At 62.7% G+C, this 15,029-nt stretch carries 16 protein-coding genes; 8 read left to right on the top strand and 8 right to left on the bottom strand.

What is annotated here, in order from left to right; all coding sequences use genetic code 11:
• Window positions 1–67 precede the first annotated feature (67 nt).
• From AArcSt11_RS01665 to AArcSt11_RS01655, 3 genes are read left to right on the top strand one after another with little or no spacing between them, the layout of a single operon-like run.
• Entirely contained in the window at window positions 68–454 is a 387-nt protein-coding gene (locus AArcSt11_RS01665; protein ID WP_250593971.1) for a helix-turn-helix domain-containing protein, read from the top strand.
• A 26-nt stretch (window positions 455–480) separates the two neighbouring features.
• Window positions 481–906, top strand: a complete 426-nt coding sequence (gene hjc, locus AArcSt11_RS01660; RefSeq protein ID WP_250593967.1) for a Holliday junction resolvase Hjc — start codon at window positions 481–483, stop codon at window positions 904–906.
• A gap of 58 nt (window positions 907–964) precedes the next feature.
• A complete protein-coding gene (locus AArcSt11_RS01655) occupies window positions 965–2,278 on the top strand; it encodes a cytochrome P450 (protein WP_250593965.1) in 1,314 nt (437 codons plus the stop codon).
• Between the two features lie 7 nt (window positions 2,279–2,285).
• Here AArcSt11_RS01655 and AArcSt11_RS01650 read toward each other — a convergent pair whose 3' ends face one another.
• Window positions 2,286–2,927, bottom strand: a complete 642-nt coding sequence (locus tag AArcSt11_RS01650) for an SWIM zinc finger family protein (RefSeq protein WP_250593963.1) — start codon at window positions 2,925–2,927, stop codon at window positions 2,286–2,288.
• Window positions 2,928–3,120: 193 nt separating this feature from the next.
• Here AArcSt11_RS01650 and AArcSt11_RS01645 point away from each other — a divergent pair, with 193 nt between their 5' ends.
• On the top strand, window positions 3,121–3,372 hold the full coding sequence (locus AArcSt11_RS01645; protein ID WP_250593961.1) for a DUF7472 family protein: 252 nt from the start codon (window positions 3,121–3,123) through the stop codon (window positions 3,370–3,372).
• A 9-nt stretch (window positions 3,373–3,381) separates the two neighbouring features.
• Here the strand turns inward: AArcSt11_RS01645 and AArcSt11_RS01640 are convergent, their stop codons facing one another.
• The gene (locus AArcSt11_RS01640) at window positions 3,382–4,404 is read right to left on the bottom strand and encodes a DNA primase large subunit PriL (protein ID WP_250593959.1); all 1,023 of its coding nucleotides are present in this window, start codon (window positions 4,402–4,404) and stop codon (window positions 3,382–3,384) included.
• A gap of 84 nt (window positions 4,405–4,488) precedes the next feature.
• Between AArcSt11_RS01640 and AArcSt11_RS01635 the strand changes: the two genes are divergently transcribed.
• Window positions 4,489–5,076: a DUF7474 family protein gene (locus AArcSt11_RS01635; RefSeq protein ID WP_250593957.1), complete on the top strand. Its 588-nt coding sequence runs from the start codon at window positions 4,489–4,491 to the stop codon at window positions 5,074–5,076.
• Window positions 5,077–5,108: 32 nt separating this feature from the next.
• On the opposite strand, the gene AArcSt11_RS01630 is transcribed toward AArcSt11_RS01635, so the two are convergent.
• Together AArcSt11_RS01630 and AArcSt11_RS01625 are read right to left on the bottom strand one after the other, a co-directional pair.
• Complete coding sequence (locus AArcSt11_RS01630) at window positions 5,109–6,068, bottom strand: C-terminal binding protein (protein WP_250593955.1); 960 nt, start codon at window positions 6,066–6,068, stop codon at window positions 5,109–5,111.
• A gap of 131 nt (window positions 6,069–6,199) precedes the next feature.
• Window positions 6,200–6,943 (bottom strand): DNA polymerase sliding clamp, encoded by a 744-nt coding sequence (locus AArcSt11_RS01625; protein WP_250593953.1) that lies wholly within the window; start codon window positions 6,941–6,943, stop codon window positions 6,200–6,202.
• 134 nt (window positions 6,944–7,077) lie between these two features.
• Between AArcSt11_RS01625 and AArcSt11_RS01620 the strand changes: the two genes are divergently transcribed.
• Window positions 7,078–7,845: an RlmE family RNA methyltransferase gene (locus AArcSt11_RS01620; RefSeq protein WP_250594955.1), complete on the top strand. Its 768-nt coding sequence runs from the start codon at window positions 7,078–7,080 to the stop codon at window positions 7,843–7,845.
• 18 nt (window positions 7,846–7,863) lie between these two features.
• Here AArcSt11_RS01620 and AArcSt11_RS01615 read toward each other — a convergent pair whose 3' ends face one another.
• Window positions 7,864–8,040 carry a ribbon-helix-helix domain-containing protein gene (locus tag AArcSt11_RS01615; protein WP_250593951.1) on the bottom strand — a complete coding sequence of 59 codons (177 nt, stop codon included), beginning with the start codon at window positions 8,038–8,040 and terminating at the stop codon, window positions 7,864–7,866.
• A gap of 73 nt (window positions 8,041–8,113) precedes the next feature.
• Complete coding sequence (locus tag AArcSt11_RS01610) at window positions 8,114–10,411, bottom strand: twin-arginine translocase subunit TatC (protein ID WP_250593949.1); 2,298 nt, start codon at window positions 10,409–10,411, stop codon at window positions 8,114–8,116.
• 96 nt (window positions 10,412–10,507) lie between these two features.
• Between AArcSt11_RS01610 and tatC the strand changes: the two genes are divergently transcribed.
• Entirely contained in the window at window positions 10,508–11,755 is a 1,248-nt protein-coding gene (gene tatC, locus AArcSt11_RS01605; protein WP_250593947.1) for a twin-arginine translocase subunit TatC, read from the top strand.
• Between the two features lies 1 nt (window position 11,756).
• Here the strand turns inward: tatC and AArcSt11_RS01600 are convergent, their stop codons facing one another.
• On the bottom strand, window positions 11,757–12,155 hold the full coding sequence (locus AArcSt11_RS01600; protein WP_250593945.1) for a hypothetical protein: 399 nt from the start codon (window positions 12,153–12,155) through the stop codon (window positions 11,757–11,759).
• Between the two features lie 207 nt (window positions 12,156–12,362).
• Here AArcSt11_RS01600 and AArcSt11_RS01595 point away from each other — a divergent pair, with 207 nt between their 5' ends.
• Window positions 12,363–12,983 (top strand): histidine phosphatase family protein, encoded by a 621-nt coding sequence (locus AArcSt11_RS01595; RefSeq protein WP_250593943.1) that lies wholly within the window; start codon window positions 12,363–12,365, stop codon window positions 12,981–12,983.
• A gap of 26 nt (window positions 12,984–13,009) precedes the next feature.
• On the opposite strand, the gene AArcSt11_RS01590 is transcribed toward AArcSt11_RS01595, so the two are convergent.
• Window positions 13,010–14,938 (bottom strand): ABC transporter ATP-binding protein, encoded by a 1,929-nt coding sequence (locus AArcSt11_RS01590; protein ID WP_250593941.1) that lies wholly within the window; start codon window positions 14,936–14,938, stop codon window positions 13,010–13,012.
• Between the last annotated feature and the right edge of the window lie 91 nt (window positions 14,939–15,029).

Genomic DNA, 15,029 nt, shown 5'->3' with positions numbered 1-15,029 from the left:
CTAGTCCGGGTTGGCACAATCTGTCAGGAGTGCTCGGATTTATCTTTGCGTCGGCCAATGGCAAGATATGAGCGATACCCGCGACCCGGATATGCGGCAACTGATGGAAGCCGCGGAGCCTGACTTTACCGTCGTGATGTCCTGTGTCTTCGGCGTCAACGAGCATGTGACGCGGACGTACATCCGGCTCCTCGACCAGCCCGGAAGCACCGTCGAGGAGCTCGCCGACGCGCTGGATCGGGACCGGAGCAACGTCAACCGGGCGCTGACGACGCTGCTCGATCTGGGGCTGGCGACCCGTGAGCGCCGATTGCTAGACTCCGGTGGGTACGTCTACCAGTACAAGGCCGTCCCACTACCGGAGGCCAAGGAGATGTTGAAGGAGGGGCTCGACGCGTGGGCCGAGCAGGTCCACGGTGTCATCGAAGAGTTCGAGGAGGAGCGCGGGGGTTAAGAGAGCGCCGACCCAGCATTAATCCGATGTCGAACGCGAAGGGCGACAGGCGAGAGCGAGAACTCGTAAACGAACTCGACGCGGCCGGATTCGCCGTGATGCGTGCTCCGGCGAGCGGGAGCGCCACCGATCGGGAGCTACCGGACGTACTCGCGGGGGACGGCGACTCCTTCTACGCGGTCGAGGCAAAATCCAGCGCCGGAGATCCGATCTACCTGACCGGCGAGGAGGTCGAGGCGCTGGTGTACTTCTCCCAGAACTTCGGCGCGAAGCCCCGGATCGGCGTCCGCTTCGATCGGGAGGACTGGTACTTTTTCCACCCTGCCGATCTGTACACGACTGACGGCGGCAACTACCGGGTCAAAAAGGAGACCGCACTCGCCGACGGGACGGATTTCGACGAACTGACCGGCCACTCCAGTCAGGCGCGCCTCGACGACGTGGATAGTTGAACTGTCAGATATCTTACCTGCGTGCGGTTCATACCTGTGTGGGCCAAGATCCGGACAAATGCATCCCAAGCCCCCCGGTCCGAACAACTTCCCGATCGTCGGGACCACTCCGTACTACTCCCGTGACCCCTTCCGGTTCATGGAGGCAGTCCGGGACGCCTACGGCGACGTCGCGACGTTCGACCTGGGGCCGAACGAGACGTATATGGTCTCCTCTCCTCACCTCGTGGAGCAGGTGCTCGTGGTAGAGCCGGATCGCTTTCGCAAGCCGAAGTTCCAGAGCGACGCGATGGAGGAGCTACTCGGCAACGGGCTACTGTTGAGCGAAGGTGAGTTCTGGCGGGAGATGCGCCAGATAGCCAAGCCAGCGTTCGCGCCGGATCGGATCGACGAACTCACGGAGATGATGGCGACCCGCGCCGCGAGACTCACCGGCGGCTGGGCGGACGGCGATGTGCGCGATATCGAGGTCGAAATGGCGACGGTGACCGTCGAGATCATCGTCGACGCGATGTTTGGCACCGAGCTCGGCCCGGAGCGAACTCGTATCGTTCAGGAGAATCTGGAGCCGCTGGGTCGCCGGTTCGAGCCGGACCCGCGGCGGGCGATCGTTCCCGACTGGCTACCGACTGCGGAGAACCGCCAGTACCGGGCGGCGATCGAGACCCTCGAAGGCGTCATCGACGACGTTGTGGCAGAGCGGTCGGCCGAGGGGCTGGACGGCGACGATCTGCTCTCGATCCTGTTACGCGCTCGTGATGAGGGGCAGATTGGGGACAAACAGGTCCGTGACGAGGCAATGACGATGCTGCTGGCGGGCCACGACACGACGGCACTGACGCTCACGTACGCCTTCTACCTTCTCTCAGAGAATCCCAGGGCAGAGGCCCGACTGCACGAGGAGATCGACGAGGTTCTCGATGGGAAACCGGGCATGGCGGACATCCCACGACTGGAGTACACCCGCTGGGTGCTGGACGAGGCGATGCGATTGTATCCGCCGGTGTACACGATGTTCCGGCAGACGACGGAGGACGTCGAACTCGGCGGCTACACGGTTCCGGAGGGTGCGCTGGTGATGTTACCACAGTGGGCGATCCACCGTGACCCGGCGAATTTCGAAGAGCCGGAGGCGTTCAGGCCGGAACGCTGGGAGTCCCCATCGAACCCGCAGTTTTCATACTTTCCGTTCGGCGCGGGGCCTCGAAGCTGTATCGGCAAGCGGTTCTCGCTCGTAGAGGCGACGATGGTGCTGGCGACGGTCGCGAGCGAGTGGACGCTGGACAGGGTTGACGACGGCCCACTCGATCTGCGAGGCTCGCTCACGATGCACCCCGCCGAGGGGATGGAAATGCAGATCGAGCGGCGATGAGAGCCCTTCAGTCCGAAAGCGGCTCGGTTGAGAGCCGCGAACGCGGGAAGGAGTAGACGGTCAGCGAGCCGGGGACGGGACCGTGATTGGTTAGCTCAAACGAGTCCGGATAGACAACGGAGACCACGGGGTCGTCGGCGTCGTACTCGCGGTTCGAGTAGTGGTCGGCGACGGTGCCCCGAATCGTGGAGATTGACACCTCGTCAGCACGGCGGTCCGACAGCCCGACAACAAGGAGTCGCTGGCCTGTCTCGCGGTCGTAGACGGCGTCCCCCACAGAGAGATCGTGAGAGGGACAGAGGTATGGTTCGGGAGCTGTGCGATCGGCGAACAGAGTCTCGCCACAGCGTTCGCAGCCGACGGCGATCTGATCCGGTGCGGGCACACGACCGGCCGTAATCTCGATGGCCACGCGTCGAACGTGTTTGCATCGCTCGTCGCGGAATCGGTAGTCCGGACAGGTACAGCGACCGGCCGGGAGGTCGACGAGATAGGCGTCCTCGGATTGGCCGACAACCTCGTAGGTCCCGCGACCGAGCGCGGTGACTGCTATTCGTTCGGTCAGTGCCCGGCGTGAGCGGTCGTCGAGCTCCTCCAGCGAACTGTCGGGGAGAGCGGCTGACGCGGGTGTGTGTGCGGAGTGCGTCATACTAGCTGGTAGGTTCTGGAGCGGCCTAAGGCTTCCCCAGATCCTGTGTCATCCATGAGGGCCCGGGACCAGTAGAAGTGGTTTGTGGCATAGTCACAGGGGCCGCAGGTCCGAGGAGTCGGTCTTCTCGTACCATACCGGCCGAGACACACTCATCGAAGCGCTTTTGATCGGCCCGTGGGTTCGATGGGGTATGGACCTCGAGCGGGAACGAGTGATCGAAATCGTCGCAGCCGTCGGTGCTGTCGCGGTCATGATCGCCACGATGATGTGGGTCGGATCGACCTACGCGACCGACGGAGCGCTGACGGATGATGGCGGAATGTTGCTCGTCGGGAGCGTGATCTTCTTTATTCTGCTGATGGCTGCGGTCGGCGTTGTGCTGGCGTACACTGTCAGTGCGGAAGACAACGACGAAGCGGACGAAGACCACGGGTTTGACTGATTTCGACGGCTACTCGGCGGACGCATCCAGCCGTTCGTCGTAATAGGTAAGCGGATGGTCAATCTCCGAACAGAGCTCATCCTTGTCGACGCAGAGTCCAAACGCGTCCATCGTCGCACAGCTCGGTGGTGGATACTCCCCCGTCCCGTTTGCTCCCAGATGCGCAGCCTGATACTGGATTGTCTCGTCGTTGACGTCGTCGCCAGCCGAAATCTCGGCGACCTCATCGGGGGACATCCCCACGCTCGTAAGGAAGGCCGTCAGCGCGAACCGGCCGGTGTGGTCGAGGTCGTCGCCCGTCTCGACACGGTCGAGGAGCGCCTGGACGCATGGCGGAAACAGATCGGGCCGGACGGCGTCGAAGTCGGTGCTGAGCTGGCGGTCCGCGAGCGACTCGTCGAGACTATCGACCGCATCGTCGAGCCCCGCTGCGATCGGATCGGGGACCGAGAGCGGAAGCCCCTCCGTGATCCGGTCCCGGATCGCCTGCTGGAGCAGGTCGTGGAGCTCCGCCGCCTCGACGGGGACCGATCCGTTCGAGAGCGCGCGATTGACCAGTCGCCAGTCCTCCCCGTCGAGGTCCGCAGAGAGCCGGAGATACGACCCGACGGCGACGCGGTAGCCCTCGGAAGCCGGGCGAACGTCGCCAGCGAGGTTGAACTCGGCGAGCAAGCGGTCGACGGTGAGGCGCTCGTCGCTGGTGCTTTTGAGCTGGTCGTCCGAAGAGAGATCCGCCTCGAACCGCTCGCGAGCGGCGGCCGCCTCGGCGTGGGCGTACTTGCGGATCAGTACGTGCTCGTCGACGAGTGAGACGAGGACGCGAGCGATCGGGTAGGAGAGCAACTCGACGCGAGTGCGACGATGGGGCTGGCCGATGGTTCCCTCTCGCAACGCGGCGTCGACGCGCTCTACGGCCCGGTCGACGGCGGCCGCACCGTCGCGGTTCACGAGTTCGACGAGATCGACCTCCGCCGCTTCGACGGCTTTGCGGGCGTCGTCGAGGAACGGGTACCGGGCGTAGAGGCGCTTCATCGCTCCGGGATTGCGTTCGCGGCAGGATAAAACGACCGATCCCACAACCGGGGCGTTTTTGGGATCGACCACGTATGAGCGGATGTGACGTCGTACTTCGCGTACCCGTGTCCCGGCTGCCGGACGACGAATAACCTCCACGAGCCGGAGTGCCGGTTCTCGGGGACGGAGTGGCACGAGATCGAACGCGCGTATACGGCGATTCTGTCGGTGCTATCGGCGGAGCCGTGTGCCGAGTCGACCCTCCGGGAGGCCGTCGACGGGCGCTGGAGCGGGCTGCACGCCGCGGCGCTCGAACAGCTCCAGCGGGAGCACCGCGTTCGCGAAGCCGAGGGCGTGCTAGAGTTGCTGACGCCCGAAGAGCGCAAAGAGCGCGTCAGCACGCCGACCCACGATCCCGTCAAAACCATCTACGAGGAGGGTTCGGTGCCGGGCTGTCACGACAACAGCGTCTTCGCGCTGATCGCCTGGTTCGAGATGGTCGGACTGGACTGGCCCGAGACCCGCGAGAACGTCATCGAGTGGCTCCACGAGAGCGGCACCTGGGCCCGGGGCGGGTTCGAGGAGTCCTCACCCGAGGAACTGGTCGACTCGAAACGACACGTCCACGAGGAGGGCTACGGCTGGAAAGAGAAAGCAGTCGCTGCAAAACGCGTGATCGACGGCCACTGAGCGGTGCCCTCACGAACCCGGTCGAAAGTCGCCTACCAGCCTTTCGGCTCGACCGTGTTCTCGGGGTCCTCGCCCTGCAGCGCGCGCAGGACGTCGTTCGAGACCGTCTCGTTCAGATCCTGATGTGAGTCCGCCGAGTACCACGCCGCGTGGGGCGTGAGCACGACATCGTCACGCTCCAGAAGCTTCGATCCAAACGGCGGTTCCTCCTCCATCACGTCGAGACCGGCACCGAAGATCTCCCGCTCGACCAGCGCGTCGTAGAGCGCGTCCTCGTCGATGATCCCGCCCCGGCCGACGTTGACCACGATCGCGTGGTCGGCCATCGTCTCGAACGCCTCGGCGTCGAACATGTGATGGGTCTCGTCGGTGAGTGGTGCGTGGATCGTCACGGCGTCCGAGCGTTCGAGCAGTTCGTCGAACTCGACGATCTCGGCGTCGTACTCGTCGGCGACCTCCTGATCGACGTACGGATCGTAGACGACCAGATCGAGATCGAACCCTGCAGTGAGTTCGGCGATCCGCCGGGCGATCGTCCCAAAGGAGACGATCCCGAGTGTCGAGCCGTAAAACCGGGGGAACGTCCGGTTTGGCATCCAGTTCCACTCTTCTGCCTTGACGTCTCGATCGTACTCGACGAGCGTCCGTCGGCACGCGAGCAGCAGGGAGAAGGCATGTGTCGATACCTCGTTCGTCGAGTAGCCAGGGACGTTGACCACCGGAATTCCTGCATCCTGACAGGCTTCAACGTCGACGTTATCAAAGCCCGTCCCGGCGCGGGCGACGATCTCGAGGTTGTCGAGCTGGGCGACGAGCTCTGCCGTAACCCCGGTGTTCACGTCGAGGATCACCGCGTTGGGGTCGGCCTCAACGATCCCGTCGGTGTCACCGGTTTCGATCGGTACAAGTTCGTGATCGATGGCGGAGAGCTGTTCGCTGACTACGTCTTCTTTGATAAACGGCGTGTTGCTGACGGCGATAGTTTTGGTCATAGATTGTTAACGGAAGATGGTGTTTTTACGTCGTGAGAACGGCGTCTGTGCCGTTTGACGTATTCAGATGTGAGGGATGAAGACTAATAAAAGGCACCTTCCGACTCAACAGCTGAGAACGGTCGAACGTATCAGTCGGACTGAATCCGCGGTGCGAGCATGAAGGTCACGTTCCCGTTGCCTTCGGCGATCTCGAAGTGAAGTTTGACCGGGAACTCCTCGCCGAGTTCCATTGTTACTTCGCCGTCGTTGGCGATTGCCTTGTTCATGTCCTTGAGATAGTCGAGGCTAAAGAGCGACTCGGCATCGCCGGACTGGAGATCGATCAGGTCGCCCTCATCGAGTTCGAGGTGGACGTCGTCGGTGTCGCCCGCCGCCTGCACGTAGAACTGATCGTCGGTGGCGTCGACGCCCAGTGCGATGTGATCGGAGACCATATCGGCGGCTTTCACTGCGCGATCGATATCCTTGCCCTCGATGACGACTTCCGCGGGGAGGTCGAGATCCGGAATGTCGGGTTCCTGTCGGATCGAGTCCGGGTCGATCAGTGCGAGGGTGTACTCCAGCCCGTCGATCTGGATGTGAAGCTTGCGCGTCTCCTCGTCGAGCTCGAGTTCGATGAGCTGTCCCGAATCGGCCATCCCGGCGATGTCTTCGAGCCGGGTGAGATTGACGCCGATCAGACCGCCATCAGCCTCGTAGGACTCGAATGCCGTTGCGTCCAGCGAGAGATCGACCATACCGACGTTGGCCGGATCGACCGCTCGAATCGAGATGCCGTCCTCGTTGAGATGAATCTTGCACTCGTCGACCAGCACGCTCACGGAGTCCAGAGCCGTTTTGAGCGTCTCCGCGCTAACGATCGCCTTGAACATATATCATCAGTTTGTGCCCCCGCACCATAAAAACCCACGCGTTCGCGCTCGCGCGTGAGGCCTACAGTGTGACATGCCGGGGAGCCGCCAAGCGAAGCGCGTAAACGCTCGGACGGTCAACTATGCCCAATCAGATGCCACGGAAAGACAAATACTACAATCGAGCGAAACAGCAGGGCTACCGGTCGCGATCGGCGTTCAAGCTCAAGCAGCTAGACCGCGAAGAGAACCTCCTCGGGCAGGGCGATGTGGTCGTCGACCTCGGGGCCGCTCCCGGCGGATGGATGGAAGTCGCAGCCGAAGAAGTAGGTGCTGACGGCACCGTCATCGGTGTCGACCGCCAGCGGATCGACGATATCGAGACCGACGCGACAGTCGAAACGATCCGCGGTGACATGACCGACGAGGACGCTCGCGAACAGGTCCGTGAAGTCGCAGGCGATGTCGATGTCGTCATCTCGGATATGGCCCCGAACATGACCGGTGAGTACAACCTCGACGCGGCGCGGTCGGCACACCTCGCACGGATGGCCTTCGAGACTGCACTGGAGGTCCTCGACAGCGGCGGCGACTTCGCCGTGAAGATCTTTCAGGGACAGGACGTCGACCCGCTCCGCGAGGACATGAAAGCGGAGTTCAAGTACGTCCGGACGATGACGCCGGATGCCTCCCGCGATGAGTCCTCCGAGATCTATCTCGTCGCCAAGGACCGCCTGACTGCGCCGGTCCGTGTGGGTGACGAGGTGACGGTAACTATCGAGGACGTCGGGGGCGAGGGCGACGGCATCGCCAGCGTCGAGGGCTTTCGGCTGTTCGTCCCCGACACCGAGATCGGCGAGACCGTCGACGTGCGGATCGAGGACGTCAAGCCGCAGTTCGGCTTCGCCGAGCGGATCGACTAGTTCTTCCGAGCGGGTCGATCAGTTCTCCGAGTCGAGACGGCCGTGACGGGCGTCGATCTCGTCTAAAATATCGAGGTTCTTTCTGATCGACGCCCGGATCGCGTCGCTGCGGTTGACGTACTTGCCCTCATCACCGACGTGGTCGTCGAGATCTTCGAGCAGTTCCTGTGGTATCTCGACGCTGATCTTTGGCATACCCGAGAATACGACCCGGGGCTACTAAGAATGGCGACTGCCGGAGCGCTCCAGGAATCCAGACACTGCTCGGCTACGATGGCGTTCCGCCCCGCCGGAGTTTTCGTCGCGGCAGCGTGAGCACCCACAGGATCGCCAGCCCGATCAGGTACGCGAGCGCGATCGGGATGGCGAGCAACAGCATTGTGAAGAGGCCGCCGGGCGAGAACGCCGCCGAGAGCGCGAAGATCGTGATCGTGACGATCCGCCAGCGAGAGTACATCGCCTCGAAAGAGATGATGTTGTTCCGGGCAAAGAGCCACATCGTCATCGGGATGTTCGCGAGCAGGCCGATCCCGGCGGTCAGGAAAAAGACCATCCAGAAGAAGTTCCTGAGCCGGAAGGCGACGATCATCCCGGCGTCGACCGCGTCGGCGACTAACCAGGAAATGATCGCCGGAGCGATGATGAAGAAGCCAAGCAGGCTCCCGCCGATCAGGCTTGCAAAGAGGTACGCCCCCCAGGTGTAGAAGACGCTGCGTGATCCGGCGTCGTCGCTGACGAGTCCTCGCTCTTCGAGGGCGGGCCAGGCGTAGTAGAGGATCATCGGGAGCACCGCCACGAGGGCGATGATACCGCTGACCTGCACCTCGAATATCAGCACCTCGACAGGGTGGAGCGCGATGACCTCATCGGTCGCCGCGAACGTCTCGTTGATCTCGACGCCCGGGAGATAGGTTGGCCGAGCGATGCCTTCGCCAGTCGCTTCCTGTACCTCGGTCCGGAGCTCCGGCGGGACCCGGGCCAGGAACTGTTCACGAATAAGTCCGATTCCGCCGGAGTACAGCCACATGAACAGACCGACGAAGACGACGGTGAAGACGCCGAAGATCCGGAACATCTTCGAGGTGAGACTCTCGACGATGAAACGGATATCATAGAAGTAGCCGCCGATGTCGTCCTCGTCTTTCTCCTCGGAGAAGAAGGGATTGAGCATCCCGGAAGCAGTGTCAGTGACGATATCCGAGCCGTCTTCCTCAGCAGACGTTTCCTCAGTATCTGCTGCCGTTGCGTCGGCTTCCTCGGCTTCCTCCGCCTCGTCGAACCGGTCAAGGATCGCCTGCGCCTTCTCAGGCTGGTCGGCCTCCATCGCCGTCTGTGCATGCCCCAGCGCCTCGTCTTCGGTTAGGTCGGCGAAAGCCTCCGGCGGGGCCGACTGGATACCCGCGGCATCGAGCCCGTCCAGGTCGATCTCGGCCGGATCGCCCGCACTCGCCGGAGCAGGGCCCCCGACCCCACGCTCGGAGTACTTCGGCTGGACGGGCGCTTTGAGGATTCCGAGGGTGTAGTAGGCAACCCCGAGCAGCCCCGTGAGAAGCCCCGCCTGCAGGGCTGTGATCGTCCAGTCGAGCGTCCCGCCGACAGCGATGTCACCGCCGGGATGGAGCAGGTCGGGAAGCCGCGGGAGCAACTGGGCATTGAGGAGTTCGACACCACCCAGCGCGAGGAACGCGAACGTCCCGGCAAAGACGCCGGCTGCGGCGATACCGACTACACCTGCCTTGCGGCGGAACTTCCCGGATTCGACCGGGTCAGGAGCCTGCCCGGCGCGCTTGACGTTGGTGATCACCTTGGCGAGGCCGAGACTGGCGGCGTACAGCGTCACCAGCGGGACACCCCACATGATCTGGGTGAACGGATCCGGCGGCGAGAAGATCATCCCGAAGACGAAGATGCCGAGCACGGCGTACTTCCACTTGTCGCGGAACGTCTCGTAGGAGACGATTTCAGTGTAGGATAACACGGCCATCGCGAGCGGGAGCTGTGCGGCGAGACCAAAAGAAAGCGTTAGCAGGATGATGAATTCGGTGTACCTGACGATCCCGTAGCTGGGTTTGATCCCCGCGTTCGTCGCGTTGGTCGCGAGGAAATCGAACATGAAGGGGAAAAAGAAAGAGTAGGCGTAGACGATCCCGCCGACGAACAGCCCGAGGATGGCGATCACGAACCCGGCGATGCGTCGCTGGTTGATCGGAATCGACTCCTCTGCGCGTTCGAGGATCGCCTCTCGACCGTAGTAGACGAGCACCGGAATCGTACAGAGCGCACCGACGACCAGCCCGATCTTGATCTGCAGGAGAATAACGTCAAAGGGCGTCCTGACGACGATGTCCGTGTTGGACGCGACGGCTTCGCTCATCCGGGAGGTCGTGTTTGCTTCGAGGAAGTCCCAGACGTAGATCCGCATGGCCCAGATCGTCCCCATCATCCCGATGACGAAGGCCATAAACGCCTTCTGGAGATGCTTCTGTGCGCCAGTGAGGATCCCACCGATCGTCTCGCGCCCTTCGGCGATCGTCTGGGCCGTGTCTTCGTCGACGGCCGAACTCATAGACTACCGGGACTTAACCGCTGGCCGTTATCAATCTTCTTCCTCGGGAGTGCAGTAAAAAGGCCTATAACGGACCGTGGCCCTACATTCGATCAGATGGGTGAGGATCCGACCGAGGAGGGCGGCGAGGACCTCCCCGACGACGAGCAGCGGGACGAACCCGACGAGTCGTCGGACAGCGACGCGGATGCCGACGACTGGGGCGGCAACGGCCCTGATATCGACGAAGGATCGACAGAGGAGCGTGTGGATTCCGATCCCGACGACGAAAACACCGCAGCGACGAACTGGGGTAATCGATCGAAGCCCGCCCGGGATCGTGCCAGAGTGGCACAGTCCGAGACGAAATCGACAATCGGCACGTCGGAAGAGACAGCGGATGCTGACGAGGCGGACGATATCGACGGCGAAAGTGACGACGAGTCGGACGATGCCAACGCCGACGAGGAAGACGACAGCAGTGTCTCCGACGATCCAGAGAGCGACGAGGAGACGAGTCCGGCAACTGCCCACGATCCGGACGCCGACATGTCAGATCAGGCCCGGACCGACGGCAGTCACGCGACGTCGGAAATGAACGTCCCGGACTCCTCGGAGTCGGGCGACTACGAGCCCGCAACCCCACCGGACGACGAGGAGATGCCGCTGACAGAGCATATCGAGGAGATGGTCCAGCGGCTCGCCGTCGTCCTCTTTGCTGCCGCGATAGTGACACTCCTCGTATTCCCCTTTGCATCGGACGTCATCATCCACATGTGGTACGACATCCTGCCACAGACCGATATCGCGGCCCCTCACGTCTACGGGCCGCTCGAACACAAGCTCACGGAGCTGAAACTCGCGAGTATCGCCGGGCTAGCGATCGCACTCCCGATCGCCGTCTACCAGACCTACCTGTTCATGCGACCCGGGCTCTACCCGCACGAGCGCCGGTACTACCTTGCCGCAGTACCCACGAGTCTCGTGCTCGCGGTCGTCGGGATGGCCTTCGCGTACTACCTGATCCTCCCCGGCCTCTTCGAGTACTTCCTGTACTACTCGGATGGGGCCGAGGAGATGCACGTCGCCTTCGGGCTGCAGGATACCTTCGGTCTCATCATCACGATGCTCGGGCTGATGGCCGTCGTCTTCCAGATCCCGCTCTGTGTCATGCTGGCGATCATGATGGGGATCACTTCCCGGGAATGGCTTGCCGAGCACCGCCTCTACTTCTGGGGGGCGTTCCTCGGCCTCGCCTTCCTCTTCAGCCCCGATCCGACCGGAATGGCCCCGCTGATCGTCGCGATCACGATGGTCGGCCTGTTCGAGGGAACGCTCCTGCTGGTCAAGTGGACCGGGCGGTAGGCTACCGCTGTCCTTCGTCGTTGACCAGCGACGTGTCGGCGACATCCGGCGGGCGCGTTCGTTCGAGCGCGTACTCGATGGCGTCTTCTATTGTGCTAGGGCCGTCGTAGACGCCGTCGAAGAGCTTCATGAACTGCCGGGCGATTTCCTCGGACCGGTCACTGGTCGTCACGGCACGCACCGTTGCCGACTCCGAGAGTTCGGTGTACGGAAACAGCGTCACAAAAACGGTGTACGCACCGTCGTCACCGCTTTCGGCTTCGGGGAAGGCGATGTGGACTCGTGCGTCGCCCGAGTCGTGCACGTAGCCCACGTACTTCGGATCGTTACCGGACCGACGGGCAAGCCGGTCATATCGCTCGTCTCGATGCCACTCGGCCGGTAGCTCCGCGTCTTCCATTGATAGAGTGAAACACAGCCGGGATAAGGAGTGTATAGAATCGCCCAATATTCGCCCGCACATCCAGCGGTTCCGTACAGACATCTGATTCAGTCGCTATATTCGGTAAGAAGTGGCCGATCGTTCACCAGAGCTGGCCCAGAGCGTTGGGCCACCAGTTCACCGCGACGCGAAGGTACTTTTCGGCGGCGTCCGAACGAAGCGGCGATGGGAACTGTCGTGCTGGTACGCCACGGCGAGACGGCGTGGAACGACGAGCATCGGGTACAGGGCTGGGCACCGGTCGGGCTGAACGACCGTGGCCGGGAACAGGGGGCCGCGCTCGGCCAACATCTCGCAGCAACGTACGATATCGATCGGATCGTCGCCTCCGATCTCCGGCGCACCGTCGAAACCCTCCGAGAGATCCGCCGTGCAGTCGATACGGATGACGTGACGACCGACCGGGCGTGGCGCGAGCGGGACTTCGGCGTCCTGCAGGGGCTCGGGTACGGCGAACTCTTCCAGGGATACCCCGAGTTCTCGGTGCTCGAATCGGGGTATGAGGGAGCCAGCGCAACTCCCGAGCGCGGCGAGAGCTGGCTGGACTTCGATGGTCGCGTGCGCGATGCCTGGGGCGAACTCCGCGAGAGCGTGGACGACGAGACCGTTGTCGTCGTCACCCACGGCGGCCCAATCCACGTTGTTCTCGGCGACCTACACGAGCTGGACATCGTCGAAACGATCAGGGATATCGAGATTGGGAACTGTGCAGTGACGGAGATCCACATCGATGACGACAGCACGACCATTAGACGGGAGTGTGACACCGACTTTCTCGGCCAGTAGTATTCCCTCCAACAGTACGATCGGAGCTACTCGTCTTCGGTGTCGCGCGAGCGCATCGCGGCCCGGCGTGAGGCCCGCTCGACGAACTCCGCATCGAGGTCGTCGATCTCCCCGGCCTGAACGCTCCAGAGGTTGGCGTACAGCCCGTCTTCGTCGATGAGTTCCTCGTGCGTGCCGTCCTCGACGATCCGACCGTCTTCGACGACGAGGATCTCGTCTGCCTCACGGATCGTCGAGAGTCGATGGGCAATCACGAACGTCGTCCGGTTCTCGGTTACTCGATCCAGGCTGCGCTGGATCAGCATCTCCGTCTCGGTGTCGACGTCGCTGGTCGCCTCGTCGAGGATCAGGATCGGTGGGTCCGCGAGGATCGTCCGGGCGATACAGAGGCGCTGGCGCTGGCCACCGGAGAGCTTGACGCCGCGCTCGCCGACCTGCGTGTCATAGCCCTTGCTGAGGTTCCGGACGAACTCGTGGGCTTCGGCCATCTTCGCCGCTTCGATCATCTCCTCGTCCGTGGCATCGAACGCGCCGTAGGTGAGGTTCTCGCGGATGGTCCCGTCAAAGAGGAATGGGTCCTGGCTGACGTAGCCGATCGATCCCCGGAGACTCGCCAGGGTCACGTCCCGGACATCGTAGCCGTCGACGCGCACCGCGCCGGAGTCGACATCGTAGAGCCGGAGCAGGAGTTTGAGGATCGTCGTTTTCCCCGCACCGGTCGGCCCGACGAGCCCGACAGTCTCACCGGGTTCGACCGCGAAGTCGACGTTTCTGAGAACTGTCGTCTCGCCGTCGTAGGAAAAGCCGACGTTGTCGTACTCGACGCGACCGTTCGCGTCTTCTAGTTCGACCGCATCGTCGGCGTCCGTGATCGAGACGGGGATCGCCATCAGCGCGTAGATCCGGCTGGTCGACGCCTTGGCGTCCTCGTACCGGTCGACGATCTCGCTCATCTGTGCGAGCGGATCGACCAGTCGCTGGGTCAGGAGGAGGAAAGTGACCAGTTCACCGACCGAAAGCGTCCCGGTGAACGCAAGGGGAGGCCCCGAAAGTACCCAGATACCGCCGACGATGAACGTCGCGATGAACGCAAACGAGGTCAGGAGCTGAAGCCCCGGCCGGTAGATCAGGTTCATGCGCAGCGCCCGCCAGTCCCGCCGGAAGTACTCGTAGGAGGTCTCCTCGACGCGGTCGCCCTCGTACTCCTCGGTCGTCGCGCTCTTGATGACCTCGATGCCGCTGAGGTTGTTCTCCAGTCGCGTGTTCAGATCACCAACCTGCGAGCGGATCTGGGCGTACATCACCTCGACGCGGCGCATGAACCAGAGAGTGAACAGTCCAGCAACCGGGAGGATAACGAGGGTGACCAGGGCCAGTTGTGGGTTGATCCAGAAGAGAATCGCACCGATTCCAAGGAGGAGGACCGCCAGCTGGATGGCGCTGTCCATCATGTTGTCGAGGAACAGTTCGAGGCGGTTCGTATCGTTGTTGAGGATGCTCATCAACTCGCCAGTCTGCATGTCGTTGAAAAACGACATGTCGAGGCGCTGCATCTGCTGGTAGGTGTCGGTGCGTACCTCGTGTTTGACCCGGTGAGAGAACCAGTTCAGCGTCGACGTCCGGCCGAAGTTCATCACCGCCGCGAGCGCCATTGCGACCCCCATCAGGGCGACCGAGAGCCAGAACTGCCCCTCTGTACTGCCGGGGATCCACGCCTGGGGCACCAGCGGCAGGGAGTAGACCTGATCATCGGAGAAGACGGCGTCGATGGCGATGCCCAGGATCACCGGCGGAACGAGGCTGAGAAATCGAGCGAGCGTACTCGTGACGACACCGATGGCGAACCAGTGGGCGTGATCGCGTCCGTACTCGCTGAAAAGCCGGTAAATAGGGTGATCGACGCTCTCACGGTACTCCTCTAAAATCGTATCATCGCGGATATCGTCCGTGCTCATCGGAATTGCGGGATACTCCCCATCGTCCAGCGATACGGAAAAACGTGCGCTCTCCGGCAGTCCCCGCCAGACGGACTGACCGGGAGGGACA

It is taken from the genome of Natranaeroarchaeum aerophilus, assembly GCF_023638055.1.
Lineage (GTDB): Archaea > Halobacteriota > Halobacteria > Halobacteriales > Natronoarchaeaceae > Natranaeroarchaeum > Natranaeroarchaeum aerophilum.
The sequence above is the reverse complement of the archived record's forward strand: the minus strand, read 5'-3'. Positions and strand labels throughout refer to the sequence as shown.